25 protein-coding genes and 1 tRNA gene are annotated in these 23,883 nt (G+C 63.4%); 9 read left to right on the top strand and 17 right to left on the bottom strand.

The genetic code is table 11. From position 1 onward, the window contains the following. Positions 1 to 336 precede the first annotated feature (336 nt). The 3 genes from XH88_RS32855 to XH88_RS32845 all read right to left on the bottom strand — a co-directional run bounded on the left by XH88_RS32855 (position 337) and on the right by XH88_RS32845 (position 2,908). Positions 337 to 972: an ATP-dependent Clp protease proteolytic subunit gene (locus XH88_RS32855; protein ID WP_271672353.1), complete on the bottom strand. Its 636-nt coding sequence runs from the start codon at positions 970 to 972 to the stop codon at positions 337 to 339. Positions 973 to 1,283: 311 nt separating this feature from the next. Next, positions 1,284 to 2,642 (bottom strand): trigger factor, encoded by a 1,359-nt coding sequence (gene tig / locus XH88_RS32850; protein WP_271672352.1) that lies wholly within the window; start codon positions 2,640 to 2,642, stop codon positions 1,284 to 1,286. A 181-nt stretch (positions 2,643 to 2,823) separates the two neighbouring features. Further along, positions 2,824 to 2,908, bottom strand: a tRNA-Leu gene (locus XH88_RS32845). A gap of 154 nt (positions 2,909 to 3,062) precedes the next feature. Here XH88_RS32845 and XH88_RS32840 point away from each other — a divergent pair. Continuing rightward, positions 3,063 to 4,367 carry a multicopper oxidase family protein gene (locus XH88_RS32840; RefSeq protein WP_271672351.1) on the top strand — a complete coding sequence of 435 codons (1,305 nt, stop codon included), beginning with the start codon at positions 3,063 to 3,065 and terminating at the stop codon, positions 4,365 to 4,367. Between the two features lie 4 nt (positions 4,368 to 4,371). Here the strand turns inward: XH88_RS32840 and XH88_RS32835 are convergent, their stop codons facing one another. Then, positions 4,372 to 4,812 carry a GNAT family N-acetyltransferase gene (locus XH88_RS32835; protein WP_271672350.1) on the bottom strand — a complete coding sequence of 147 codons (441 nt, stop codon included), beginning with the start codon at positions 4,810 to 4,812 and terminating at the stop codon, positions 4,372 to 4,374. Beyond that, positions 4,812 to 6,311: an NAD(P)H-hydrate dehydratase gene (locus tag XH88_RS32830; protein ID WP_271672349.1), complete on the bottom strand. Its 1,500-nt coding sequence runs from the start codon at positions 6,309 to 6,311 to the stop codon at positions 4,812 to 4,814. Before XH88_RS32830 ends, XH88_RS32835 begins: the two co-directional genes overlap by 1 nt. Positions 6,312 to 6,689: 378 nt before the next feature. Between XH88_RS32830 and XH88_RS32825 the strand changes: the two genes are divergently transcribed. Together XH88_RS32825 and glnA are read left to right on the top strand one after the other, a co-directional pair. After that, positions 6,690 to 7,028, top strand: a complete 339-nt coding sequence (locus XH88_RS32825) for a P-II family nitrogen regulator (RefSeq protein ID WP_007603495.1) — start codon at positions 6,690 to 6,692, stop codon at positions 7,026 to 7,028. Between the two features lie 150 nt (positions 7,029 to 7,178). Next, a complete protein-coding gene (gene glnA / locus XH88_RS32820) occupies positions 7,179 to 8,588 on the top strand; it encodes a type I glutamate--ammonia ligase (protein ID WP_271672348.1) in 1,410 nt (469 codons plus the stop codon). Positions 8,589 to 8,746: 158 nt separating this feature from the next. Here glnA and XH88_RS32815 read toward each other — a convergent pair whose 3' ends face one another. The 4 genes from XH88_RS32815 to XH88_RS32800 all read right to left on the bottom strand — a co-directional run bounded on the left by XH88_RS32815 (position 8,747) and on the right by XH88_RS32800 (position 12,738). Continuing rightward, positions 8,747 to 9,508, bottom strand: a complete 762-nt coding sequence (locus XH88_RS32815) for a slipin family protein (protein WP_271672436.1) — start codon at positions 9,506 to 9,508, stop codon at positions 8,747 to 8,749. After that, entirely contained in the window at positions 9,498 to 10,886 is a 1,389-nt protein-coding gene (locus XH88_RS32810; RefSeq protein ID WP_271672347.1) for an NfeD family protein, read from the bottom strand. The genes XH88_RS32815 and XH88_RS32810 overlap by 11 nt, the downstream gene beginning before the upstream one ends. A gap of 366 nt (positions 10,887 to 11,252) precedes the next feature. After that, on the bottom strand, positions 11,253 to 11,864 hold the full coding sequence (locus XH88_RS32805; RefSeq protein WP_271672346.1) for a hypothetical protein: 612 nt from the start codon (positions 11,862 to 11,864) through the stop codon (positions 11,253 to 11,255). 100 nt (positions 11,865 to 11,964) lie between these two features. Beyond that, the gene (locus XH88_RS32800; RefSeq protein WP_271672345.1) at positions 11,965 to 12,738 is read right to left on the bottom strand and encodes a gamma-glutamyl-gamma-aminobutyrate hydrolase family protein; all 774 of its coding nucleotides are present in this window, start codon (positions 12,736 to 12,738) and stop codon (positions 11,965 to 11,967) included. Between the two features lie 241 nt (positions 12,739 to 12,979). On the opposite strand from XH88_RS32800, the gene XH88_RS32795 reads away from it, so the two are divergent. After that, the gene (locus XH88_RS32795) at positions 12,980 to 14,128 is read left to right on the top strand and encodes an AI-2E family transporter (RefSeq protein WP_271672344.1); all 1,149 of its coding nucleotides are present in this window, start codon (positions 12,980 to 12,982) and stop codon (positions 14,126 to 14,128) included. 6 nt (positions 14,129 to 14,134) lie between these two features. Here the strand turns inward: XH88_RS32795 and XH88_RS32790 are convergent, their stop codons facing one another. The 6 genes from XH88_RS32790 to XH88_RS32765 form a co-directional block, all read right to left on the bottom strand. Then, positions 14,135 to 14,431 (bottom strand): antibiotic biosynthesis monooxygenase family protein, encoded by a 297-nt coding sequence (locus XH88_RS32790; RefSeq protein WP_271672343.1) that lies wholly within the window; start codon positions 14,429 to 14,431, stop codon positions 14,135 to 14,137. Between the two features lie 97 nt (positions 14,432 to 14,528). Further along, complete coding sequence (locus tag XH88_RS32785; RefSeq protein WP_271672342.1) at positions 14,529 to 14,765, bottom strand: hypothetical protein; 237 nt, start codon at positions 14,763 to 14,765, stop codon at positions 14,529 to 14,531. A gap of 59 nt (positions 14,766 to 14,824) precedes the next feature. Continuing rightward, a complete protein-coding gene (locus XH88_RS32780) occupies positions 14,825 to 16,045 on the bottom strand; it encodes a GGDEF domain-containing protein (RefSeq protein WP_271672341.1) in 1,221 nt (406 codons plus the stop codon). A 229-nt stretch (positions 16,046 to 16,274) separates the two neighbouring features. Beyond that, positions 16,275 to 16,754 carry a 30S ribosomal protein S9 gene (gene rpsI, locus XH88_RS32775; protein ID WP_028178828.1) on the bottom strand — a complete coding sequence of 160 codons (480 nt, stop codon included), beginning with the start codon at positions 16,752 to 16,754 and terminating at the stop codon, positions 16,275 to 16,277. 2 nt (positions 16,755 to 16,756) lie between these two features. Beyond that, positions 16,757 to 17,221, bottom strand: coding sequence for a 50S ribosomal protein L13 (gene rplM, locus XH88_RS32770; protein ID WP_018642440.1), 465 nt, complete (start codon positions 17,219 to 17,221; stop codon positions 16,757 to 16,759). Positions 17,222 to 17,379: 158 nt separating this feature from the next. Beyond that, on the bottom strand, positions 17,380 to 17,808 hold the full coding sequence (locus tag XH88_RS32765) for a PaaI family thioesterase (protein WP_025036650.1): 429 nt from the start codon (positions 17,806 to 17,808) through the stop codon (positions 17,380 to 17,382). A gap of 86 nt (positions 17,809 to 17,894) precedes the next feature. On the opposite strand from XH88_RS32765, the gene XH88_RS32760 reads away from it, so the two are divergent. The 4 genes from XH88_RS32760 (at position 17,895) to XH88_RS32745 (ending at position 21,348) form a co-directional block, all read left to right on the top strand. Beyond that, positions 17,895 to 18,719 (top strand): enoyl-CoA hydratase, encoded by an 825-nt coding sequence (locus XH88_RS32760; RefSeq protein ID WP_271672340.1) that lies wholly within the window; start codon positions 17,895 to 17,897, stop codon positions 18,717 to 18,719. Between the two features lie 100 nt (positions 18,720 to 18,819). Further along, positions 18,820 to 19,404, top strand: coding sequence for a CoA-binding protein (locus XH88_RS32755; protein WP_271672435.1), 585 nt, complete (start codon positions 18,820 to 18,822; stop codon positions 19,402 to 19,404). A 139-nt stretch (positions 19,405 to 19,543) separates the two neighbouring features. Then, positions 19,544 to 20,824 carry an O-acetylhomoserine aminocarboxypropyltransferase gene (locus XH88_RS32750; protein WP_271672339.1) on the top strand — a complete coding sequence of 427 codons (1,281 nt, stop codon included), beginning with the start codon at positions 19,544 to 19,546 and terminating at the stop codon, positions 20,822 to 20,824. A 179-nt stretch (positions 20,825 to 21,003) separates the two neighbouring features. Then, entirely contained in the window at positions 21,004 to 21,348 is a 345-nt protein-coding gene (locus XH88_RS32745) for a hypothetical protein (protein ID WP_271672338.1), read from the top strand. 19 nt (positions 21,349 to 21,367) lie between these two features. Here the strand turns inward: XH88_RS32745 and XH88_RS32740 are convergent, their stop codons facing one another. Continuing rightward, positions 21,368 to 22,450 carry a COX15/CtaA family protein gene (locus tag XH88_RS32740; protein WP_271672337.1) on the bottom strand — a complete coding sequence of 361 codons (1,083 nt, stop codon included), beginning with the start codon at positions 22,448 to 22,450 and terminating at the stop codon, positions 21,368 to 21,370. Positions 22,451 to 22,558: 108 nt separating this feature from the next. Between XH88_RS32740 and XH88_RS32735 the strand changes: the two genes are divergently transcribed. Beyond that, positions 22,559 to 22,780: a DUF2842 domain-containing protein gene (locus XH88_RS32735; RefSeq protein ID WP_271672336.1), complete on the top strand. Its 222-nt coding sequence runs from the start codon at positions 22,559 to 22,561 to the stop codon at positions 22,778 to 22,780. Between the two features lie 3 nt (positions 22,781 to 22,783). Here XH88_RS32735 and XH88_RS32730 read toward each other — a convergent pair whose 3' ends face one another. Then, a complete protein-coding gene (locus XH88_RS32730; RefSeq protein ID WP_271672434.1) occupies positions 22,784 to 23,827 on the bottom strand; it encodes a polysaccharide deacetylase family protein in 1,044 nt (347 codons plus the stop codon). Positions 23,828 to 23,883 lie beyond the last annotated feature (56 nt).

The raw sequence follows: 23,883 nt of genomic DNA, 5'->3' as shown, positions 1-23,883 counted from the left end.
CGTTACATCCCGTGCGAATCACGGTCACTCGATTCTCCGCGATCATAGCCGATCATTCGTAGCCAACCATGCTGTCACCCGACTATCAAGAATTCGCTAATCGGGGGGTCGCCGGCAACCCGTGACAATACCGTGATTTCACGTCTTGGCACGGGCGAAGTGACCAAAATCGCCCCAGCGTTGCTGGATTACCACGAAAAACAAGCACGAAAGCGGAACTTTCTGCCTGCCGCAGGGCGCAAAACCGGCTTTTTGCGCCCTTGCAAACGCGTCCCTGACTGAAGGCCGATGCTGACGATCCCCACTATCCCCGGGGAAATGCAGCTCCCGCGAACGCTAAGGGGCCTTCGCGGGCGCAACCTCTTCCGCGCGCTTGTCGATGACCTTGTCGACCAGGCCGAACTCCTTGGCGTCGTTGGCGGTCAGGAACTTGTCGCGTTCCAGCGCGTCCTCGATCGTCTTGTAGGTCTGGCCGGTGTGCTTCACGTAGATCTCGTTGAGCCGCTTCTTCAGGTTCAGGATTTCCTGCGCATGCAGCATGATGTCGGTGGCCTGGCCCTGGAAGCCGCCGGAGGGCTGATGCACCATGATACGTGCGTTCGGCAGCGAGAAGCGCATGTCCTTCTCGCCGGCGGTCAGCAGCAGCGAGCCCATCGAGGCAGCCTGGCCGGTGCACAGCGTCGAGACCGGCGGGCGGATGAACTGCATGGTGTCGTAGATCGCAAGGCCCGACGTCACCACGCCGCCCGGCGAGTTGATGTACATCGAGATTTCCTTCTTCGGATTTTCCGCCTCAAGGAACAACAACTGGGCGACGATCAGCGTCGACATCCCGTCCTCGACCGGGCCGGTCACGAAGATGATGCGCTCCTTCAGGAGGCGCGAGAAAATATCGTAGGCGCGCTCGCCACGATTGGTCTGCTCGACCACCATGGGCACGAGGTTCATGTAGGTTTCAACCGGATCGCGCATGAGTCACCTAGGGTTTTAGAGGCGAACATCGCCAGTCTTAGCTGTAGTCTTGGCTGCCAGTCGGACTGGGTTTTGCCGGAAGGCCGATGGACGTCCCGTGATGCAGGAAGTGGGTAGAGGTAGAACGCGTAGGTACCGAGAGATATAGCCCAATTCGCGCCAGACAAGTGCGGACCGAATTAAGGCTTAATCCACCCGGCACTTGAAGCCGATTCTTGCAACAAGGCCCAGCCGGCCATCTGGCTAGCTGGGCCTGTTCGCTGATCATCCTTAACGGAAGGCTTTCTCAAGAAAGGGATTGCTCAAAGCCTTCAGGCCGCAGTCTTTTCCTCGTCGTCCTTGTACAGGTCCTCGCGCGAGACCTTCTTCTCGGTCACGTTGGCGAGTTCGAGGATGAAATCGACGACCTTGTCCTCGTAGATCGGTGCACGAAGCTGGGCCAGCGCCTGGGCATTGTTGCGATAATAGTCCCAGACCTCCTTCTCGCGGCCGGGCATCTGGCGCGCGCGCTCGATCACCGCGCGGCCGACCTCGTCGTCGGTCACGGTGATCTTGTTCTTCTCGCCGATCTCGGAGAGCACGAGACCAAGACGCACGCGGCGGTCGGCGATCTTGCGGTACTCTTCCTTGGCCTTCTCCTCGGTGGTGTCCTCGTCGGCAAAGGTCTTGCCGGCGGAATCCATCTCGGCCTTGACCGAGTTCCACATCAGATTGAACTCCTCGTCGACGAGCGAAGGCGGCGCCTCGAAGCGATGCGCCTCGTCGAGACGATCGAGCAGCGCACGCTTGACGCGCTGGCGCGTCGCGCCGGCGTACTCGGCCGTGAGCCGCTCGCGGGCGACTTCCTTGAGCTTGTCCAGCGATTCCAGGCCAAGCGTCTTGGCGAACTCGTCGTTGATCGCAAGATCCTGCGGCGCTTCGATCAGCGTCGCGGTGGTCTCGAACTCGGCCGGCTGGCCGGCGAGCTTCTCGCTCATGTAGTTCTTGGGAAACGAAACCTTCAGCGTGCGCGTTTCGTTTGCGGCGATGCCGATGAGCTGCTCCTCGAACCCCGGGATGAAAGTGTTGGAGCCGATCACGACCTGGATGCCTTCGCCGGCGCCGCCCTCGAAGGCTTCGCCGTTGATGGTACCCTTGAAGTTGATGGTGACGCGGTCACCGGATCCGGCCTTGGCACCCTCGCCCTTGGCGGCGTAGGTCCGGTTGCTGTCGGCGATGCGCTTGATCGCCTCGTCGACGTCGGAATCGGACACGTCGGCAACGGGCTTCTCGACCTGGAAGGCCTTGAAATCGGCGAGCGTAATCGCCGGCACCACCTCGATCGCCACCGTATAGGTCAGGTCAGACTTGCCGCTGAGCAGCTCCTCGACCTCGGCCTTTTCCGTCGGCATCGTGATCTTCGGCTCGGTCGCGAGCTTGAAGCCGCGCTCGGAGAACAGCTGGGTGTTGGTGTCGCGGATGGTCTGGTCGATGGTCTCGGCCATCACCGAGCGGCCATAGACCTTCTTGAGGTGAGTGACGGGCACCTTGCCGGGACGGAAGCCGTTGAGGCGCACCTTGTCCTTGAGATCGACGAGCTTGGCGCCAGCCTTTGCGTCGAGATCAGACGCGGGGACGCTGATCTTGAACTCGTGCTTCAAGCCTTCCGAGAGGGTTTCTGTGACCTGCATGGCGTCCAATCTTCTTTTCGTTCGGTCCCGGCACGCTATGGGCGTCGGGACGCTGTCATCAATCGGTCCGACGCGCGAGGCTAACCCCTGCGCCGGTGGTTCATCAGAGCCCTGCTCCGGACGGACAAGCATCCGCGCAGAGCGTGGCCCTTCGGTAATCCGTGCAAACGCGATAAGCGCTTGGTGCGGGCGGAGGGACTCGAACCCCCACAACTTTCGTCACTGGAACCTAAATCCAGCGCGTCTACCAGTTCCGCCACGCCCGCGTGAATTTGCATCAAGACCGGCCGCGATGCCGCGGGCGGCCGGGCTTATAGCATGTGCCCGACTGTTCGCAGCAAAAAAATGGCCTGATGGAGGCAGGCTTCAAGTAGGCATGATGGCTGGACTTATCCAGCGCCGCGTGGTCCGGATCGGGCTATGAAACCGCAGATTTTTGCTCCGAGCCGGCGTGAGGTTTTGGCCGGCCTGACGGTGTCCACAGCGGGCCTTTTTGGCGGTGGCGCAAGCCCTGTAACAACCACCCGGCTCGCCCTCCGGGCCCGGCCTGCGACGCTGGCTCTGAGGCCGGAACAGCCTCCTGCAGCGATCTGGGAGCTGACCGCCGTAAGTCAACTCGGCGATGTCCATCTCAAGCGCTTTGACCGCTGCGAGGTAACCTTCCGGAACGCCCTGCCTGTGCCGCTTGCGCCAGTCTGGTACGGCCTCAATGACGCTGACGCGGCCGATCCCTTGCGGGGGCTCGCCCCTGCCGCCCCGGATGCAACCGAAATATCAATCATCTCAATACCTAACGCTGGAACCCTGGCAACCGACTTCCGGCTCTTTGAAGACCACCTGAAACAGCCCGCGCGCCCACTTCCGATCATCGCCGACGAGACCACGCCAATCGCCGTCGATCGCGACGAGGTTCTGCTGATTGAGGAATGGCGCGTCCGGCCGGACGGCACCGCACTCCCGCCGGGCCGGGATCCCAAGGACACGACGCCGCTCTATACGCTCAACGGACGGACTTCGTTCGAACTCTCAGCCGCAGCCAGCGAGCGGCTGCGGCTCCGCTTCATCAATGGCTCGCAACGCTCTGTTCTGGCAATCAAATTGGAAAGCCACGAGGTCCATGTGATGGCGCTGGACGGCCAGCCCGCCGAGCCCTTCCCGGCCCGCAACGGCGCCCTGGTGCTGGCCCCCGGCGCGCGCGCGGATGCGTTTGTCGACACGGTCAAGTCGGCCGCCATCATGCTGCATGATGGCAGGGAGGCGCGTCGAATCGGAAGCCTCGCGATCTCCGGATACCGGGAACGGCGCGCACCCCTATTCCCGCCGCAGCCACTCCCTTCGAACGACCTTCCCGAGAAGCTCGACCTGAAAGGCGCCCTGCGGTCCGATGTCACGCTCGGCGCGACTGAAGTCGGTTGGACCCGGACGGCCAATTTCTCCACCGCCTCGGCCCCAGCGTTCCGGGCCAAGGCGGGCCGGACCGTCGTGCTGGCCGTCACGAACCCCGCCCCTGCGACCACGGTCTTTCATCTCCACGGCCACCATTTCCGCCTGCTCGACCGCCTCGACGATGGCTGGAAACCGTACTGGCTCGATACGCTCGCCATCGAGCCCGGCCAGACCCAACGCATCGCCTTCGCCGCGACGTCGCCGGGGCGATGGCTGATCGAATCCGTCGTGACCGACTGGGCCGCACCGCGGCTGGTGCGCTGGTACGGGGTGGAATGAGGTATCAGCCGCCGCGGGTCCAAACGTACCGCGCATGGGGCTCCTTCTCCTCGTTCCGCGGTCCGTCGGTCTGCTCAGCCAGCGTGAACCCGCGAGCCTCGTAGAAGCGCCGCGCCGGTGCGTTGCGCTGGAAGGTCCAGAGCTCGAGCCGCTCGTTGGCGCCTTTGGCGATGTCGAGAAGTCCGCTACCGATGCCGCGGCCCTGCGCGCCTGGGCGGACGTAGAGCTGCTCGATCCAGCCGTCACGGAAGGCGATGATCCCGCTGAGCTCATCGCCGTCGAAGCGTCCCCAGACACGACAGATTGGAAAGATGCGCTCGCGGTAGAACCAGCGATCCCGGTCCGGCGTATGCAGCCCGACGAGCCACGGCATCGCCCGGTCGAATGCAAGGCGGTGAACTTGCGCCGCCGCGCCCATGTCGGCGAGCACCAGTGGCCTCAGCATCAGTACTCGATCCCGAGCCCGTTATAGATCCGCCGGTGCACGGCCGGCAGCGTCTCTGTCAGATCCTCCGCGATCAGCCCCGGCCCCGCCTCGCTCGCCGCTTCGCCATGCATCCAGACGCCAATGCTGGCGGCTTCGAATGCCGGAACATCCTGCGCCAGAAGGCCCGCGATGATGCCGGCAAGCACATCGCCGGCGCCGGCGGTCGCAAGCCAGGGTGGCGCATTGGCGGCGATGGTGGCACGGCCGTCGGGCGCCGCGATTGTCGTATCGGGTCCTTTCAGCAAGACCACTGCACCGGAACGTTCGGCAGCGGCACGCACGCGCTCGAGCTTCGAACGACCCGGCGTCTTGTTGCTGAGATCGGAGAACAGGCGCGGAAACTCGCCCTCATGCGGCGTCAGCACCACGGCGGTATCTTGCGAGGCCTTGATCGATTCAAACAGCCGCTCCGGCTTGGCGGCAAAGCTCGTCAGCGCGTCGGCATCCAGCACCAGATGCCGTTGCGCCGTGAGCGCAGTCTGGACCATGTCGCAGGTGCGTTCGCCGATGCCGGCGCCCGGGCCGATCATGCAGGTGTTGTAGCGCTTGTCGCCAAGCAGTTCACCGAACTCGACGGCGGTGTCCACGGGGCGAACCATCACGGCCGTGAGAGCGGCCGCATTGATCGCGAGCGCATCGCGGGGGGTTGCGAGGGTCACGAGCCCGGCACCGGCACGCAGACTCCCGCGGGCTGCGAGCCGCGCAGCCCCGGTCGCAGCGGCATCGCCGGACACCGCCAGCACGTGACCTCGCGCGTACTTGTGTCCATCGATACGCGGCACGGGGAATGCAGCGCCCCAGAAATCCGGATCGTTCTCGAAGGTGCGCGGCGCGATCTCATCGAGCACCTGCGCGTCAATGCCGATATCGGCGACGTGCACACGGCCGCAATGCATTCGCCCGGGCAGCAGCAAATGCGCGGGCTTCTTGCGGAAGAAGGTGACGGTCTCGGTGGCGTTCACCGCCACCCCCATCATGGCCGCACTGGTGCCGTTGATGCCGCTCGGCAAATCGACGGCCAGCACCGGCGCCCCGTTGGCATTGATCGCCTCGATCATCTCGCGCGCCTCGCCATCGACGCTGCGGCTGAGGCCCGCGCCGAACAGCGCATCGATGATCAGCGCAGGTTTTCCGATCGCCTGCGGATTGAACGGCAGCACGGGGTGCTTCCAGCCGCGCGCAGCCGAAGCCGCATCGCCCTGCAGTTGGTCGCGCTCGCACATCAAGATCACCGAGACCTCACGCCCCTGTGCGGCGAGCTCGGCGGCTGCGACAAAACCGTCACCACCATTGTTGCCGGGACCGGCGACGATCAGGATCGGCCCCTCCTCCACCAGCGCGCCTGCGGCTTCAGCGACCGCCTGGCCGGCGCTCAGCATCAGCTTGAAGCCAGGCGTGCCAGCCGTGATGCTGAGTTGATCAGCCCGCTGCATCTCGGCGGTCGTTAGAACTTCCATGCCACTTCCCTGGTCCAAACGCCTTTTCAACAGGCACATTCCGTGCCGACCCAGCTCCCGGAACAACTGTTTGCATAGATATTGAACTGTTTGCCTATTTCGTAGTCTGCGGTATTTTGAGCCGACCGGCTCAACCTATCAGAGATGCTCGTTAAAAGGCTGATAACGCTCCAATAATCAGGGCATTTGCAACTTGGCATAGACCCTGCTTTCGAGGAAGCCGCTTCGGTTTGTCGTGCTCACTGGCATATCTGGGTATGGCCGGCCGTTGCTGCCGGGCTGGTCAGGTCCCGGCATAGCGAAGACAAGATCGTGCGTTAAGAGAAGCGCATCCTGACAAAGACGTTGCTATTTGATCGAAAGGCCGGGAGGCGCGCAGTGAAGAAAATCGAAGCCATCATCAAGCCGTTCAAGCTCGACGAGGTGAAGGAAGCGCTTCAGGAAGTCGGCCTTCAGGGCATCACTGTCACGGAGGCCAAGGGCTTTGGCCGTCAGAAGGGCCACGCCGAACTTTACCGCGGCGCCGAATACATCGTTGACTTCCTGCCAAAGGTGAAGATCGAGATCGTGATCGGCGACGACCTGGTGGAGCGCGCGATCGATGCGATCCGCCGTGCCGCGCAGACCGGGCGCATCGGCGACGGCAAGATTTTCGTCTCCAACATCGAAGAGGCGATCCGCATCCGAACCGGCGAATCCGGGCTGGACGCTATCTGAGCCGGGTGCTATCCCGCATTTTGCGACACTCTGAAAGAAAAAAGGCTGCTTCGGCGGCCTGATTTCGTTTGTGCGGTTGCGCCAACTCGCCGAAAGCGAGAACAAACCTGCTCATCTGGAAACCGACCCGCAGAGCCAAAAGGGGTATGCATGAAGACCGCCAAAGACGTCCTGAAATCGATCAAGGACAACGACGTCAAATACGTCGACCTGCGCTTCACCGATCCGCGCGGCAAGTGGCAGCACGTCACGTTCGACGTCAGTATGATCGATGAGGACATTTTCGCCGAAGGAACGATGTTCGACGGCTCCTCGATCGCCGGCTGGAAGGCGATCAACGAGTCCGACATGTGCCTGATGCCCGATCCGGTGACCGCGACGATCGATCCGTTCTTCGCCGAGACCACCATGGTCATCACCTGCGACGTGCTCGAGCCGACCACCGGCGAGCCCTATAACCGCGACCCCCGCGGCATCGCCAAGAAGGCCGAGGCCATGGTGAAGTCGATGGGCGTGGGTGACAGCGTGTTCGTCGGTCCCGAAGCCGAGTTCTTCGTATTCGACGACGTGCGCTATTCGTCCGACCCCTACAAGACCGGTTTCCGGCTCGACTCCTCGGAGCTGCCGATCAACTCCGACACCGAATATGAAGGCGGCAATCTCGGCCACCGCGTCCGCACCAAGAGCGGCTATTTCCCCGTCCCTCCGCAGGACTCGGTGCAGGACATGCGCTCCGAGATGCTCGGCGCCATGGCCAAGATGGGCGTCAAGGTCGAGAAGCACCACCACGAGGTCGCATCCGCCCAGCACGAGCTGGGCATGAAGTTCGACACGCTGACGCTGATGGCCGACCATATGCAGATCTACAAGTACTGCATCCACCAGGTCGCGCACATCTACGGCAAGACCGCCACCTTCATGCCGAAGCCGGTCTATGGCGACAACGGCTCGGGCATGCACGTGCACCAGTCGATCTGGAAGGACGGCAAGCCGGTGTTCGCCGGCAACAAATACGCCGACCTGTCGGAGACCTGCCTCCACTACATCGGCGGCATCATCAAGCACGCCAGGGCGATCAACGCCTTCACCAATCCGTCGACCAACTCATACAAGCGTCTGGTCCCGGGCTATGAGGCTCCCGTGCTGCTCGCCTACTCCGCGCGCAACCGCTCGGCCTCCTGCCGCATCCCCTACACCGCTTCGCCGAAGGCCAAGCGTGTCGAGGTGCGCTTCCCCGATCCGATGGCCAACCCGTATCTCGGCTTCGCGGCGATGCTGATGGCCGGCCTCGACGGCATCAAGAACAAGATCGATCCGGGTCCGGCGATGGACAAGGACCTCTACGATCTGCCGAAGGAAGAGCTGAAGCAGATCCCGACCGTCTGCGGTTCGCTCCGCGAGGCGCTGGAAAATCTCGACAAGGACCGCGGATTCCTCAAGGCCGGTGGCGTGTTCGACGACGACTTCATCGACGCTTACATCGAGCTGAAGATGACCGAAGTCGCCCGCTTCGAGATGACCCCGCACCCGGTCGAGTTCGAGATGTATTATTCGGGCTAATCCGCCCGCATTGTAGGCAACAAGCAAAAGGCGCTCCGCAAGGGGCGCCTTTTCGTTTTGGCCTATGCTCTTGAAAGTGTGTGGCGACCTTCCGAAAGGAACATGCACCCAGCAACAGCCCGAGCGCGTGACGATTCATCCAATCTCATCACGCTCCACTATTGTTGCTCACGCCGCGGCATCAAATGTTCGAGCAATCCGGTCGGCAGCGGGAAGACGACGGTCGACGACCGCTCGCCGGCGATGTCGTGCAGGGCTGCGAAATAGCGGAGCTGCATCGCCTGCGGCTCCTGCGCCAGGATATGGCCGGCCTCGACGAGTTTTTCGGCCGCCTGCTGCTCACCCATCGCGTTGATCACCTTGGCGCGCCGCAACCGTTCCGCTTCGGCCTGCTTGGCGATCGCGCGCACCATGGTTTCGTTGATGTCGACGTCCTTGATCTCGATGCCCGTAACCTTGATGCCCCAGACGTCGGTCTGCTTGTCGAGGATCTCCTGGATGTCGGCGTTCAGCTTATCGCGTTCGGCCAGCATCTCGTCGAGATCGTGCTTGCCGAGCACCGAACGCAGCGTGGTCTGGGCGAGCTGGCTGGTCGCGGCCATGTAGTCGCCGACCTTGATGATGGCACGCTCGGGATCGACGATACGGAAGTACAGCACGGCGTTGACCTTGACCGAGACGTTGTCGCGCGAGATCACATCCTGTGGTGGCACCACCTGCACCATCACCCTGAGATCCACCTTGACGAGCTGCTGCACGACCGGAATGAGGATGACGAGGCCCGGCCCCTTCACCCCTGTGAAACGGCCGAGCGTGAAAACGACACCGCGCTCGTATTCCCTGAGGATACGAACGGCCTGGGTGAGAAACATGACGACAAGCAGCGCAAGCACCGCATAGATCGAATATTCAATCATCAGCGTTGACCTCCCTCGCCGTTGGCCGGTCCGGACGCCGGACCACCAGCGTCAAATCGACAATATTGGCGACCTCGACCCGTTCGCCGGGCCTGAAGGCGTCGGCGCCACGCGCCTGCCAGCGTTCGCCATTCGTAAAGACGTGCCCCTCGGTCTCGTTCCAGTCGAGGACCTCGGCGGGCAGGCCGCGCATGGCCTGGGCGCCGATCCGGCTCGGGGAGTTGCGGGCGCGCCGAAGCGCACCGAGCACGACGAGAACAAAACCGGCGAACATCGCCGCGACAACGGCAATGACCGACCACGACAGCCGGTAGCCCGGCGCCTCAACCCGGAGCAGCATGAGCGCTCCCAGCACGAACGCGACGACGCCGCCAAGACCGACCACCACCGTCGGGCTGAAGGCCTCGACGGCGAGGAGCGCGATCCCAACCAGCATCAAGCCGAGACCGGCATAGTTGATCGGCAGCAGGTTGAGCGCATAGAGGCCGATCAACAGGCAGATCGTCCCGACCACCCCCGGGGCAACCGCACCCGGCGACACGAACTCGAAGATCAGCCCGTAAATGCCAACCATCAGGAGAATGAACGCAACGTTGGGATCGGTGATGACCGCAAGAAATTGGGAGATCCATCCGGGATCGACGGCTTCGACCACGAGGTTCTTCGTCGCTAGCCGCTGTGTCTTGCCGCCTGCGACCTCGACCACGCGACCATCGATCTGCCTGAGCAATTCGGCCGGATCGCGCGCGACGAGATCGATGACCTTTTCCTGCAACGCGCCGTTGGCCGAAAGCGTGGCGGCTTCACGCACCGCCTTCTCGGCCCAATCGGCATTGCGATTGCGCAATTCGGCGAGGCTGCGGATGAAGGCGACGGCATCGTTCGTCACCTTTGCCGTCATCGCGTCCTTCGGCTCATCCTTCTTCTCCTTGCCGTCCTTCTCGGGGGCGCCGCCCGGGAGGCCCGGAAGCGGTCCGCCAATCTGCACCGGTGTCGCGGCACCGATATTGGTGCCGGGCGCCATCGCCGCGATATGGGTTGCATAAAGAATGTAGGTCCCCGCGCTCGCCGCATGAGCGCCCGAGGGCGCAACGTATCCGACGACGGGAACGGACGAACCAAGCACATCCGCGATGATCTCTCGCATGCTCGAATTGAGACCGCCGGGCGTATTCATTTTCAGGATCACGACTTCGGCGCGCCGCGCGGCTGCCGTGGTCAAGGCCTCCTTCACATAGCTCGCCGACGCCGGTCCGATGGCTCCATCGATCGTGACGATGAGTGCAAGACGGCCGTTCTCCTCCGCCGCACTGCCGAGCGGGCCGAGAGCAAGAGCGACGACACCGATCGCCGCAACGAGGGCCGCCTTAATGATTTGCACGGCAAGGGCTCCCTTGCCGAAGATATGGTGGTCGTTTCCCAAAGCTCAATGTGGAGGCGCGTCGACCGCACTTGTGATTGTGCGATGCAATGGGCGGAATCGAAACTGCAGCAGCCGGTCATGTGCTGTTCGGGCCAGGCGGCCTGACAGGACGCATCAGGCAAAGGCGCTCCGAAAGGATTGCCTTTCACTTTCAGAAAGCGTCGGCCTCGCCGACTAAGGCTTCGCCGCCGGTCCAGTTACGTTCCGCGTCCGACTCCATTTCGTTCTCAAAGAACGAATCGGAATCGCAAAAATCGGAGCGCGGCAATTCCTACTGATTGGTTTACTCCACTGGAGATCCTGCGCGCGCAGTTCGCCACGAGGTTACTTCTCCGGGAAATTCACCCCGATCTCCGCCACTACCGGGGCCCATTTCACCAGCGTCGCGTTGTCGGAAGCGACCTTCACCGCGTCGCCCAGCAGCGACTTCGGCGCCGCGGACTTCCTGTCGAAGCGGATCGTCACGGTGCAGCCGCCCTGCATGGGACGGCCGAGCGTGCCGCCCTTCCAATCGGTAACGAAGCCGCCATAGTCCCATTCGAAGCCGGCCACGAAAAACGGCTTGCCGTTGGCCTTCTGCACGTCTGCGAGGCTTGATCCGATACTGATGCCGCCCACGGTCCAGCGGCTGGTCTTCGCGGTGTCGCGAAGGGTGAAACCGGCGGCGCGCCTCGCCTTGTCATCGGTGAAGGCAATCTCGATGCGGCGGTCCGTCGCCTTCGGAAACAGCACCAAGCCCTTGTACGTCTCGCCTTCGGCGCCCGAGAGGTCCTGCACCACGGCGTCATGGCCGTAGCGCTGCTTAAGGCTTGCTTCCGTATCATCCCGTGCAATTGGCGAAGCACAGGTGATCGGTCCTTCTTGCGGCGGAGCCGTCTGGGCAAATGCGGGGGAGACGATCGCGATGAGAACCGTGACGGCGACGTTGCGTACCATCGGGAATTGAGTCCAAACTGGAAGATCCAGTCTCGAACGTAGCGTGCGACGTCGGCTTGGCACAACTCCCGACCATGAGGTCAGAGCGACGCCGCTCGGCCTAGGCCGCCACCCTCTGCCTCGCTACCATTGCTTCGCCGAAAGCCTCGAACAGCTTGCGGTTGATCGGATTGCGCTGCGGGTCGTATTCGGCATGCCATTGCACGCCGAGCGCGAAGGACGGAGCCTCCGCGATCCGGATCGCCTCGATGGTACCGTCCTCGGCCACGCCTTCGATCAGCACACGCTTGCCGGGATCGAGGATGCCCTGCCCGTGCAGCGAATTGACCCGGATCTTATCGCAGCCAAGGAGCTTGGCAAACACGCCGCCCGGCGTGAGGTCGACATCATGACGGTCGGCGAACACAACTGTCGGATCGGGATGGATCTCGCCATTCTCGAGTCTGGGCATGCGGTGGTTCATGCGGCCGGGGATTTCGCGGATCTCGGGATGCAGCGAGCCGCCGAAGGCGACGTTCATCTCCTGCAGTCCCCGGCAGATGCCGAACAGCGGAATACCGCGGGAAACGCAGGCAACCGAAAGTGCCAGCGCGACCTCATCGCGGTGGATGTCGTAAGGCTCATGCTTCTCGCAGGGGTCGACGTTGAACCGGGTCGGGTGGACGTTGGCGCGGGCCCCCGTGAGCACGATGCCGTCGACGGTATCGAGCAATGCCCCGATATCGGTGATGTCGGGCGAGCCCGCGAACATCAACGGCAGGCCGCCGGAGACCTCGGCCACGGCGCGCAAATTGCGCTCGCCGACCATCTGGACCTGAAATCGATTTTCGACGCGATGGGCGTTCCCGATCACACCGACGACCGGCTTTCTCATCTCCCGTTCCGACCTCCCGTAAGAAGATTCTCCAAACATGCCCCTCGGATGGAACAAATTCAACAGAGCGGATCGCGGGACGGCAATGCTATTTTTGCGCAAATCCACTTCCAAGGCCCCGCGCGCCGGCAGCCTTGACCTCAGGCGACCACGGGCGCCTCAATCCGACGCATGGCCCCGGCTTGATCCCCGGTCAGATTTCACGAAAGAGTGCGTCCGGCCGCGCCGAGAAGGACAAGATGTGACCGCCTCCAGAGATGAACCGCCCCAAACCCGCTCCGATCTGACCCGGGACATGGCTTGGGCCATTGCCGTCGGGGGCATCGCCGTCGTGCTCTTCACTGCGGCACTGGTCTTCACCTGGTACTTTGCCGCCACCCTGCTCCTGATCTTCACGGGCATGCTGCTCGGGGTCGGCCTCAACGCCCTGACCAATGCGCTCGGCCGCCGCGTGCGCCTGCCGCATGCGCTGCGGCTCGCGATCGTCTGCGCAGCGCTTGCCGCCATGCTGTCCGGCGTCGCCTATCTCGGCGGCGCGACCATCGCCGAGCAGGCCTCGCTGCTCAGCGACACGATCAAGTCGCAGATCGGCAATGTGACGTCCTTCCTGGATAACCATGGGATCGACACGAGCTTCTTCGGTTTTGGCAACGGTGCATCTGACGCCGCAGCCAATACGCCGTCGGCCTCGACGCCTTCGCCCGCAACGCCGCCGCGCGGTCCCTTGCCCGGCGCCGGCGCGCTGGCCTCCAGCGGAGGAGCAATCGTAAGCCAGACCTTCAAGCTGCTGTTCGGCGCCATCCACGGCGTGGGAAACATCTTCATCGTTCTGTTTCTGGGCCTGTCCTTCGCCGCTCAGCCCGGCGTCTACCACGACGGGCTGCTGTTCCTTGCGCCAGCGAAACATCGCAGCCGCGCGACAATCATCGTCGACCGCATCGGCGAGACGCTGGAGCGCTGGTTGATCGCCCAGATCATCGTCATGCTCGCGGTCGGCGTCGTCACCTGGATCGGGCTTGCCGTTATCGGCATCCCCGGCTCGTTCATCCTGGGAATCCAGGCCGGCCTGCTCGCCTTCATCCCGACCGTCGGCGCCATCATCGCCGGCGTCGTCGTGGTGCTGGCGAGCCTTGCCTCGGGCTGGATTTCGGCGCTATCGGCGCTGATCCTGTTCCTCGGCGTGCACGCGATGGAGAGCTACGTGCTGACGCCGCTGCTCCAGCGCCAGGCGCTGGACATCCCCCCGGCTACGCTGTTCGCGTTCCAGATCCTGCTTGGCGTTGTCTTTGGCATCTGGGGCCTGGCGCTCGCGCTGCCACTCGTCGCCATCGCCAAGGTCATGATCGACCATTTCAAGACGCATGAGGCGCCTCTCGAAAAGCCGGCCTGACTTCGATCAGGTCGCCAGCACGGTCTCGGTATGCTCGACCTCCGGAGGAGCGGCAAAATACTGGCCGACAAGGCCGCGCCATTCGGTGAAGTTCTCGGAGCCGCGGAAATCGACGGTGTGGTTCTCCAGCGTTGCCCATTTCACCATCAACCGGTAGCGCTGCGGCTTCTCAATTGACTTGTGCAGTTCGAACCCGTGAAAGCCCTTGGAGCGGCCGAAGGCAGCCTTGGCCTTGGCGACGGCGGCCTCAAAGTCCTTCTCGCTGCCCAGCTTGACGTCAATTTGCGCGATCTCGGTGATCATTGGTTTCCACCTTTGTTTGATGGCCGTGTCTACAGCAGCCGGGCCCAAAGAAAAAGGCGCCGGAACGGCGCCCTGCCCGGCTGAAAATGCGGCGCTCTCAGGCGAACAGCAGCACGGTGCCGGCGACGATGAGCGCGCAACCAACAAACAGCGCCAACGGCCAATAGCTGCGGCTCTTGATGTAGCGTCCCTGGGCGCGACGCTCGGCAATGAGCGCCGTCTCGTACTCGTCTGAGGTCGAGAACAGGCAGGCGAAGCCACCGCGTGCCGAAGCGGCGTGCGCTTCGAGCGACATCAGGGCGGCCTGCGGATTCTGTCGACGGATCGATTCCATGACCGCAATGGTATGGACCGAATGGTAAACAGAAGATTACCGCAAGGCCCCGGGTCGTTTCAGGCCGTAGCAGGCTGTGTCTTGGCGACGCCGATGCGCGCGGCGCTCTGGCGACGCCAGTTCTCCAGCGACAACGGCAGCTCTTCCGCCGCCTCGACACGGTTACGGCCGCCACGCTTGGCCTGGTACAGCGCGGTGTCGGCCGAGGCGAGCAGCACCTCGAGTTCGGTGCCGGCCGGACCGCCGGCCACACCGATGCTGACGGTGGTGTCGACCGGGCCTTCGTCAACCACGACGCCCGACGTCTCGAATGCCTCGCGCACGCGCTCGGCAACCAGCACGCCCTCCTCGAGCGCACATGGCAGCAGCGCGGCGAACTCCTCGCCGCCGATGCGGCCCGACAGGTCCGAGATGCGCAGATTGTTGACGACGACCGTCGAGAACAGTTTCAGCATTTCGTCGCCGGCGGGATGGCCGAAGCGATCGTTGATCGACTTGAAATGATCGATGTCGAAGATCATCACGGTGACCGGGCGGCCTCCCTTGGCCTCACGATCGATCATCCGCGCACAGGCTTCCGAGAAGCCGCGGCGGTTGAGCATGCCGGTGAGTGGATCGGTCGACGCCGCGGTGCGGTGCGCGGTGACTGTGCGCTCGGACACCAGCATGAAGATCACGAACACGGTGCCAACGGCGTAGAGGATAAGCTCGACAGCGAACACGGTGACCCAGACGCTGGCGGAGAAGGCGGCGTCATACGGGCGCAGGAAGCTGCCGAGCAGGATCGGCAGCATCAGCACGCAACCGTGCATTACAGGCACGACGAAGGCCGGCCAGCGCCTTTGCAGGCTCTTGCGCCGTTCGACCCAGAGCTCGCCTGCGGTCAGGGCCGCATAGATCGAGACGATGCCTGCGCCGATGATCATGCGCAGCATCGACGCCGAGGGATCGAGCAGCATCGCCGTAGCGACCCACGCGAACGCACCAAGCACGAGACCGGGCCAGTTCGGCTTGCGACCGTGGAAAACGCGCGCCGCATTCCACACCATGCCGCAAGCGACGAAACCGACTGCGTTCAAGGCAAGTGAGAGATGCGGACCGAGCTTGTCGCCGGTCGCCGTCCACAGCGCGACGGAGGCCGCCCCGAGCAGATAGGCGGTGCCCCACCATTTCAGCGCGGGGCTGTTCTCCTGCTTGCCGAAAAACACCATCATGGCGCCAAGCAATGCGGCGACCATGGTGGCGACCATATAGAGCGTGATGCTATCGAGCGACATCATGTCGGCCCCCTCTTGAACATAGCAGTTACGCGATCGGCACATCCGATTTGCGCGCCCTTCCAGATGCGACGCTATGCCCCGCGAGTTCCATTCAGGTTTTCACGCGTGCCCAAGTTTTCGGGAAACACGTCGTCAATTTGCGTACAAACGAACAACAAAAAGGGCGCTGAAATCAGCGCCCTTTTGCATCTCATTGAAGCCGCTTTCGCGGCGAATGTGACCGAAACGATTAACGCTTCGAGAACTGGAAGGACCGGCGGGCCTTGGCCTTGCCGTACTTCTTACGCTCGACCACGCGGGAGTCGCGGGTGAGGAAGCCGCCCTTCTTGAGCACGCCGCGCAGCTCCGGTTCGAAATAGGTCAGAGCCTTGGAGATGCCGTGACGCACGGCGCCAGCCTGACCGGACAGACCGCCGCCGGCGACGGTGCAGATCACGTCGTACTGGCCCGAACGCTGCGCCACGGAGAACGGCTGCTCGATCATCATGCGCAGCACGGGACGAGCGAAATAGACCTCGACCTCGCGCGAATTGACGGTGACCTTGCCGGCGCCCGGCTTGATCCACACGCGGGCGACCGCGTCCTTGCGCTTGCCGGTGGCATAGGCGCGGTTGAACTTGTCGACCTTCTTCTCGTGCTTGGGCGCCTCGGGCGCCGCCGCCGTCTTGAGCTGCGAGAGCTGGTCGAGCGACTGGATGGATTCGGCCATGATTATGCGGCCCTCGTGTTCTTGCGGTTCAACTTGGCGATGTCGATCTTCTCGGGCTGCTGCGCCTCGTGGGGATGGTCGGCCCCGCCATAGACACGGAGATTGCCCATCTGCACGCGGCCGAGCGGACCCCGCGGGATCATGCGCTCGACGGCCTTCTCGAGCACGCGCTCGGGATGACGGCCCTCGAGGATCTGGCGCGCGGTGCGCTCCTTGACGTGACCGACATAACCGGTGTGCTTGTAATAGGTCTTCTGCTCGCGCTTGCGGCCAGTGAGGACCGCATGCTGGGCGTTGATGATGATGACGTTGTCGCCGCAATCAACGTGCGGAGTGTACGTCGGGAGGTGCTTGCCGCGCAGGCGCATGGCGACGATGGTGGCGAGACGGCCGACGACCAGACCCTTGGCGTCGATCAGCACCCACTTCTTCGTCACCTCGGCCGGCTTTGCCGAAAAGGTTTTCATGTCAGAATTTCCGTGGACGGGAGATATCGGCGCGAACACCGCACCGGACTGCGCGGGTTTCTAGAGAAGAGACCCGCAACGGTCAATGCCCAACAGCGGAATTTATATCAAATAAATCAGCTACTTAGAAATATGGTGTCATATTACCCGCAAAAAGGTCAAACATTTGGAATGGAATAGGTCGATGTGACATGGGCGATCGGATCCGGCGACGTCCCCGATAACAGGTTCACCTCCCCGACCGCCAGGCGCTTGCCGAGCTTGAGCAGCCGGGCCTCCGCCAGCACGTCCTGCCCCGGCTGGCCTTTGCGCAGGAAATTGATGTTGAGATTGGTGGTGACGGCGAGCCCGATCGGACCGATCGCGGACAGCAGCACCACGTACATGGCGAAATCGGCCAGCGCCATCAGGGTCGGGCCGGACACAGTTCCACCCGGCCGCAGCATCCGTTCGCTGTAGCGCTGGCGCAGAAGAGAGGTCTGGCCGTCCGCGCTCTCGATCGTGATGTCGTCGCCGCTGAAGGCCTGGGGAAACTCGTCGCGGAGAAACTGCTCGAGCTCCGCCACGCTCATTTTCGCTAATGCCATGCTGTTCCCCACCCTCGCGTCGCGCCGCCTGCTACATTAGGTTATCTGCATCATCTCACTGTAATAATCCAATCGGAAACGCCGCAATGTCCACCCAGGCCGCCCGCGCCCCCTCGCCGCATCAGCCAATTCTGCTGCACGAAATGATCGGGTCCATCGCGGTGTTGACCCTGAACCGGCCGGCCGCGCGGAACAGCCTGTCGACGGCGATGATCGCAACCCTGCACGCCGCGCTCAATGATATCGGCGACGACAAGGCCGTCCGCGGCGTGGTGCTCGCGGCCAACGGGCCAGCCTTCTCGGCCGGTCACGACATGAAGGAGCTGACCGCGCGTCGCACTGCCCCCGATCGCGGCCGCGCCTTCTTCGCCGAGACGATGAATGCCTGCAGCGCGATGATGCAGGCGATCGTTCATCTGCCGAAGCCCGTGGTCGCCGCCGTCCAGGGCATTGCGACCGCGGCCGGATGCCAGCTTGTGGCCAGCTGCGACCTAGCGATCGCATCGGAAGCCGCGCACTTCGCCACGCCCGGCGTCGACATCGGACTGTTCTGCTCAACGCCGATGGTGGCGCTGTCGCGTAACGTACCGCGCAAGCAGGCGATGGAGATGCTCCTGACGGGTGAGCCGATCCCGGCCGACCGCGCCCGCGAGATTGGTCTCGTCAATCGCGTGGTCGCCGCCGGCACCGAGCGCGACGCCGCGATTGCGCTGACGGAAAAAGTCGCACTGAAATCCGCCTACACGATCAAGCTCGGCAAGGAGGCATTCTACCGCCAGGCCGAGATGAGCCTTGCGGACGCTTATCGCTATGCGGCAGAGGTGATGACCGAGAACATGATGGCGCGCGATGCCGAAGAAGGCATCAACGCCTTCATCGAGAAGCGCACGCCGACATGGCGGGATGAGTAGCGTGTTTGTTAGCCGTTATTCCGGGGCGATGCGAAGCATCGAAATCTCGAGATTCCGGGGCGGCTCTTCGAGCCGCCCGGAATGACGAATGAAGGATCACATGAACCACGACGCCTATCCCGACAATTATATCCGCAGCATCCTCAACAGCGTGAAGTCGATCGCGATGGTCGGAGCCTCGCCGGTCAACGTGCGACCGAGCTATTTTGCGTTCAAGTATCTGGCCCAGCGCGGCTACGACATGATCCCCATCAATCCCGGCCATGTCGGCAAGGACCTGCTCGGCAAGCCCTTCGTCGCCTCGCTGCAGGATATCGGCCGTCCAGTCGACATGATCGACATTTTCCGCAACTCCAGCCACATCATGCCGGTGGTCAAGGAAGCTCTCACGCTCGATCCGCTGCCGAAGGTCATCTGGATGCAGCTTGGCGCGCGTGACGATGCTGCGGCGGAACAAGCCGAGGCCGCCGGCATCAAGGTCGTGATGAACCGCTGCCCCAAGATCGAATATGGCCGGCTGTCCTCGGAAATATCCTGGATGGGCGTCAACTCGCGCACGCTGAGCTCCAAGCGCGCGCCGGCGCCGACCCAGGGTATGCGTCTATCCCTCAATCGGATGAGTGTCGGCGGTGGCGATACCGCCGCCTCGGATCGCGCGGCCAAAAACAAGAGCGAGCAAAGCTGACGCAAATTGCGAAGGATTCGTTTCGTGAGCGCGTCAATGCGTAGCACGATCGTTCCGATGTGACGCGGTGCCTTGACGGGGAGCACGGCGCCCATCAGCATGCCGCGCGATTTCAGGCCACAAGAACAGGACGCCCTCAATGAGCGATCGCCTTCCGGGATTTTCCACCCTCGCCGTGCATGCCGGTGCGCAACCCGACCCGACCACCGGCGCGCGCGCGACGCCAATTTATCAAACGACCTCCTTCGTCTTCAACGATGCCGACCACGCGGCCTCCCTGTTCGGCCTGCAGGCGTTCGGCAACATCTATACCCGCATCGGCAACCCGACCAACGCGGTGCTGGAAGAGCGCGTTGCCGCGCTGGAAGGTGGCACCGCCGCGCTTGCGGTGGCCTCGGGGCACGCCGCGCAGGTCGTGGTGCTGCAGCAATTGCTGCAGCCCGGGGACGAGTTCATCGCCGCGCGAAAACTCTACGGCGGCTCGATCAATCAGTTCACGCATGCGTTCAAGAGCTTCGGCTGGAACGTGGTGTGGGCCGATCCCGACGACATCGCGAGCTTCGAGCGCGCGGTGACGCCGCGCACCAAGGCGATCTTCATCGAGTCCATCGCCAATCCCGCCGGCAGCATCACCGACATCGAGGCGATCTCGACCGTGGCGCGAAAGGCGGGCGTACCGCTGATCGTCGACAACACACTGGCTTCGCCCTATCTGATCCGCCCGATCGACCACGGCGCCGACATCGTCGTGCACTCGCTGACGAAATTTCTCGGTGGTCACGGCAACTCGCTCGGCGGTATCATTGTCGATGCCGGTACATTCGACTGGTCCGCGTCGGGAAAATATCCAATGTTGTCGGAGCCGCGGCCGGAATATCACGGTATCCGGCTGCAGGAGACGTTTGGCAATTTCGCTTTCGCGATCGCCTGCCGGGTGCTCGGCCTCCGCGATCTCGGGCCGGCGCTGTCGCCATTCAATGCCTTCATGATCCTCACCGGCATCGAGACGCTACCGCTACGGATGCAGAAGCACTGCGACAACGCCAAGGCGGTCGCCGAATTCCTCGCCGCCCACCCCGCGGTGTCCTCGGTCAACTATGCCGGTCTCGCCAGCGACAAGTACAACCAGCTTGCGCGCAAATACGCGCCGAAGGGTGCAGGTGCCGTGTTCACCTTCAGCCTCAAGGGCGGCTACGACGCAGGCGTCAGCCTGGTCTCGAAACTGCAGCTGTTCTCGCACCTCGCCAATGTCGGCGACACCCGCTCGCTCGTCATACACCCGGCCTCGACCACGCACAGCCAGCTCGATGACGCCGCCAAGATCAAGTCCGGCGCCGGCCCCGACGTGGTGCGGCTCTCGATCGGCATCGAGGACAAGGAAGACCTGATCGCCGACCTGGAGCAGGCGCTAGGTGCATAGTCTCCTGGCGTTCCGGGGCGCGCAACGCGCGAACCCGGAACCCCGATATCGTCTGTTCAGCTCTCGATTCCGGGCTCGGCGCTACGCATCGTCCCGGAATGACGTCCTCGGTTAACAGTCATTAACCACATCTGCCCCATACTTCGCCTTTGGATCGCCTCTTTGATTCGGAGCCGACGATGCTGCGCTGGATGGTGCCTGCCCTGGCGGCAATGCTGACGGTCTCGGGTGCGCTCGGCGCCGATCTGTCGGCGACGCCGAAGCGACGCGTGCTGGCTCAGCCGCAGGAACCGCCCAGGGTCTATGTCGAGACCGATCCGGATGCGCTTATCTCGCCGGCCTATGGCATCGGCAGCTACATCCGCAATCTGCCCGGCACCCCGCTGTTGCCGGGTTCGCATACGCTGCCGGGCTATTACGGCCGCCCCTGGGACTACGACTATCAGGGCTCGTATTACGGCGGGAAGCAGGTCGACTACTTCTGGCGCCTGCCCTACGCGTGCGGCATCTACGGCTATTGCTGATCAGCCGGGCTGATGGTGATCAGCCGGCCTGACCGAGCGGAACCGCGCGTGGCTGCGTCTCAGCGAATTGCCGCGACGCCAGCCGCTCCGCCTGCATCACCGCCAATGTCAGCACGACGATCGCGACCGCCTGGTGCGACAGCGCCAGATCGATCGGCACCTGGTTCAGCAGCGTGAGGATGCCGAGCACGGCTTGCAGGCTCACCGCCGCGAGCAGCCAGAGTGCGCCGCTCACGGCTGAGCCTACGCGCGAGCGCACCGCGTCGAACGCGTGCATCGCTACGAGCACGAACAGCGCATAGGCCATCATACGGTGCTCGAACTGCACCGTCAGCACATTGTCGAACATGTTGCGCCACCACGGCGTCTCGAACCACAGCCGGTCCGCAGACGGAATGAACGCGCCGTCGATCTGCGGCCAGGTGTTGTAGGCACGGCCCGCACGCAGGCCCGCGACCAGCGCACCGAAATAGATCTGGATGAAGGTGAGGAGCACCAGCACCGCGCTCGTGAACCGCAGCCGCGCCGGGACCGCAATCTGCGGCCGATCGGCAAGCCGCCGTACCGTCCAGACGATGCCCGCGAAGATCAGCAGTGCCAGCACCAGGTGGGTCGCCAGGCGATATTGCGACACCTCGACGCGCTCGGAGAGGCCCGAAGCCACCATCCACCACCCGACCGCACCTTGAAGCCCGCCAAGCGCGAACAGCAGCCACAGCCGCCGCTTCAACTCGTTCGCCAGACCGCCACGCCACAGGAAGAACAGGAATGGCAGCAGATAGGCGACGCCGATGAACCGGCCGAGCAGGCGGTGGCTCCACTCCCACCAGAAGATCTGCTTGAACTCGGAGAGCGACATGCCTGCGTTGAGCTCGCGATATTGCGGAATCTTCTTGTAGGCCTCGAAGGCCTCAGTCCATGCCGCTTCCGTGAGCGGCGGAACACTGCCTGTCACGGGCTTCCACTCGACGATCGAAAGACCGGATTCCGTCAGCCGCGTCGCACCGCCGACCAGCACCATCAGCGCGATCAGGGCGGCCACGGAGATCAGCCACCAGCGCACCGCGCGATGGGGATTGGTCGGAGCAAAATTCGTCGTCATTTCAGGGACAAACCAAGCCTTGTGACTAAGAGACTTGAACCGGACTGCGTGCCCCTTATAGTCCGCCGCTCCTGCAGTGCAAGTTACGCGAAAGCCGCAAATCCCGCCATGACGATCCGCACCCGCAAGTTCCTCGGCGCCATCCTGTTGCTGGTGCTGGCCACCGTCTGGGCCCTGCTCGGAATGGCGGCGGCGCAGATGCCGTGGATCGCCGAGTCCGGCTGGCGACAGGCGATCTATTACGTGGTGGTCGGCATGGGCTGGGTGCTGCCGGCGATGCCGATCGTGAGCTGGATGCAACGGCCCGACCGGGCCAGATCCGGTTCGTAGCTCCTAGCGCGCAGTGCTGCCCGTCGGTTTCACCGGCGCAAAGGCCACACCGGACATCAGCACCCGCATTATGCGCAACGAGCGCATCCGCCCGTCCCAGGCAATCCGCGGCAGCGCATGCAGATTGGTTCGCCCTTCAGCATCCACGATCCCCGGGATGGTCGACACCGCACTGACAAAACCGGCCTGTTCCGCCATCACGACGTGGCTCCGCCGAAACGAAGAGCGATCGCCGAACGGAAATGCCAGATGACGGACCTCGCGGCGAAAGGCGGCTTCCGCCACTGCCTTGCCCATCGTCATCTCGCGCAACGCGGCCGCATCCTTCAGGTTGGCGAGGCTCGGATAGTTCACGGTCGCACTGCCGATCGTGACGAGCGGATCGGCAGCCAACTTGGCCAGATCCTCCCAATTCATCGACGCCTCGCGCGAGAGTGCCGCGAGATCGATCCGGTAACGCGTGCAGAGATCGGCGATCGCGACCGACATATCCGCCGGCGGTAACGAGCGCAACCAGGTCTCGATGAACGAGAACAGCGCCTGCTTCGCAGCGTTCTCCGTGACGGCGAAACGCTGCTCCTTGTCGCCCATCATCAGGCTGATGCGGCTCTCGCGCGCGATCACCTGCTCGAGCCCGAGCCACCACGCCTCGCCGACCCCGTCGGGAAAGGCCGTGGGAACGTAGAGCGTGAACGGCACGGCGTGGCGCGCCAGCACTGGATAGGCAAAGCTGATCAGGTCCTTGCTCGCGCCATCGAAGGTGAGCGCCACGAAGCGACGCTTCTCGGGCAGCGTCACCGCGCGCCGGCAGACCTCGTCCATACCGACAAAGTCATAGCTCCAGCGCTTCAGCGCGCGAATGGCACGATCGAGAAATTCCGGCGTGATCTCGTTATGGCGCAGCGGCTGGAACGCGCCGCTCCGCCGCGGCCGCACGCGCTCGAAGCGCAGGATCGCCCCGGCCCCGCGGCTGCGCAGCAAAGGTTGGCCGGTGAACCAGGCCAGTTCGAGCCGCAAGCGCTTCAGCCATCCGTCATCGGGTGCCAATATCCCACCTTCGCGTTCGCTGGCGGCTGTTCCCTCAGCCATTGTCATTACCCTTT

The sequence above is a fragment of the Bradyrhizobium sp. CCBAU 51627 genome (assembly GCF_028128765.1).
Taxonomy (GTDB): Bacteria; Pseudomonadota; Alphaproteobacteria; order Rhizobiales; family Xanthobacteraceae; genus Bradyrhizobium.
Note: the sequence above shows the minus strand (reverse complement) of the source record. Positions and strands in the feature narration are given on the sequence as shown.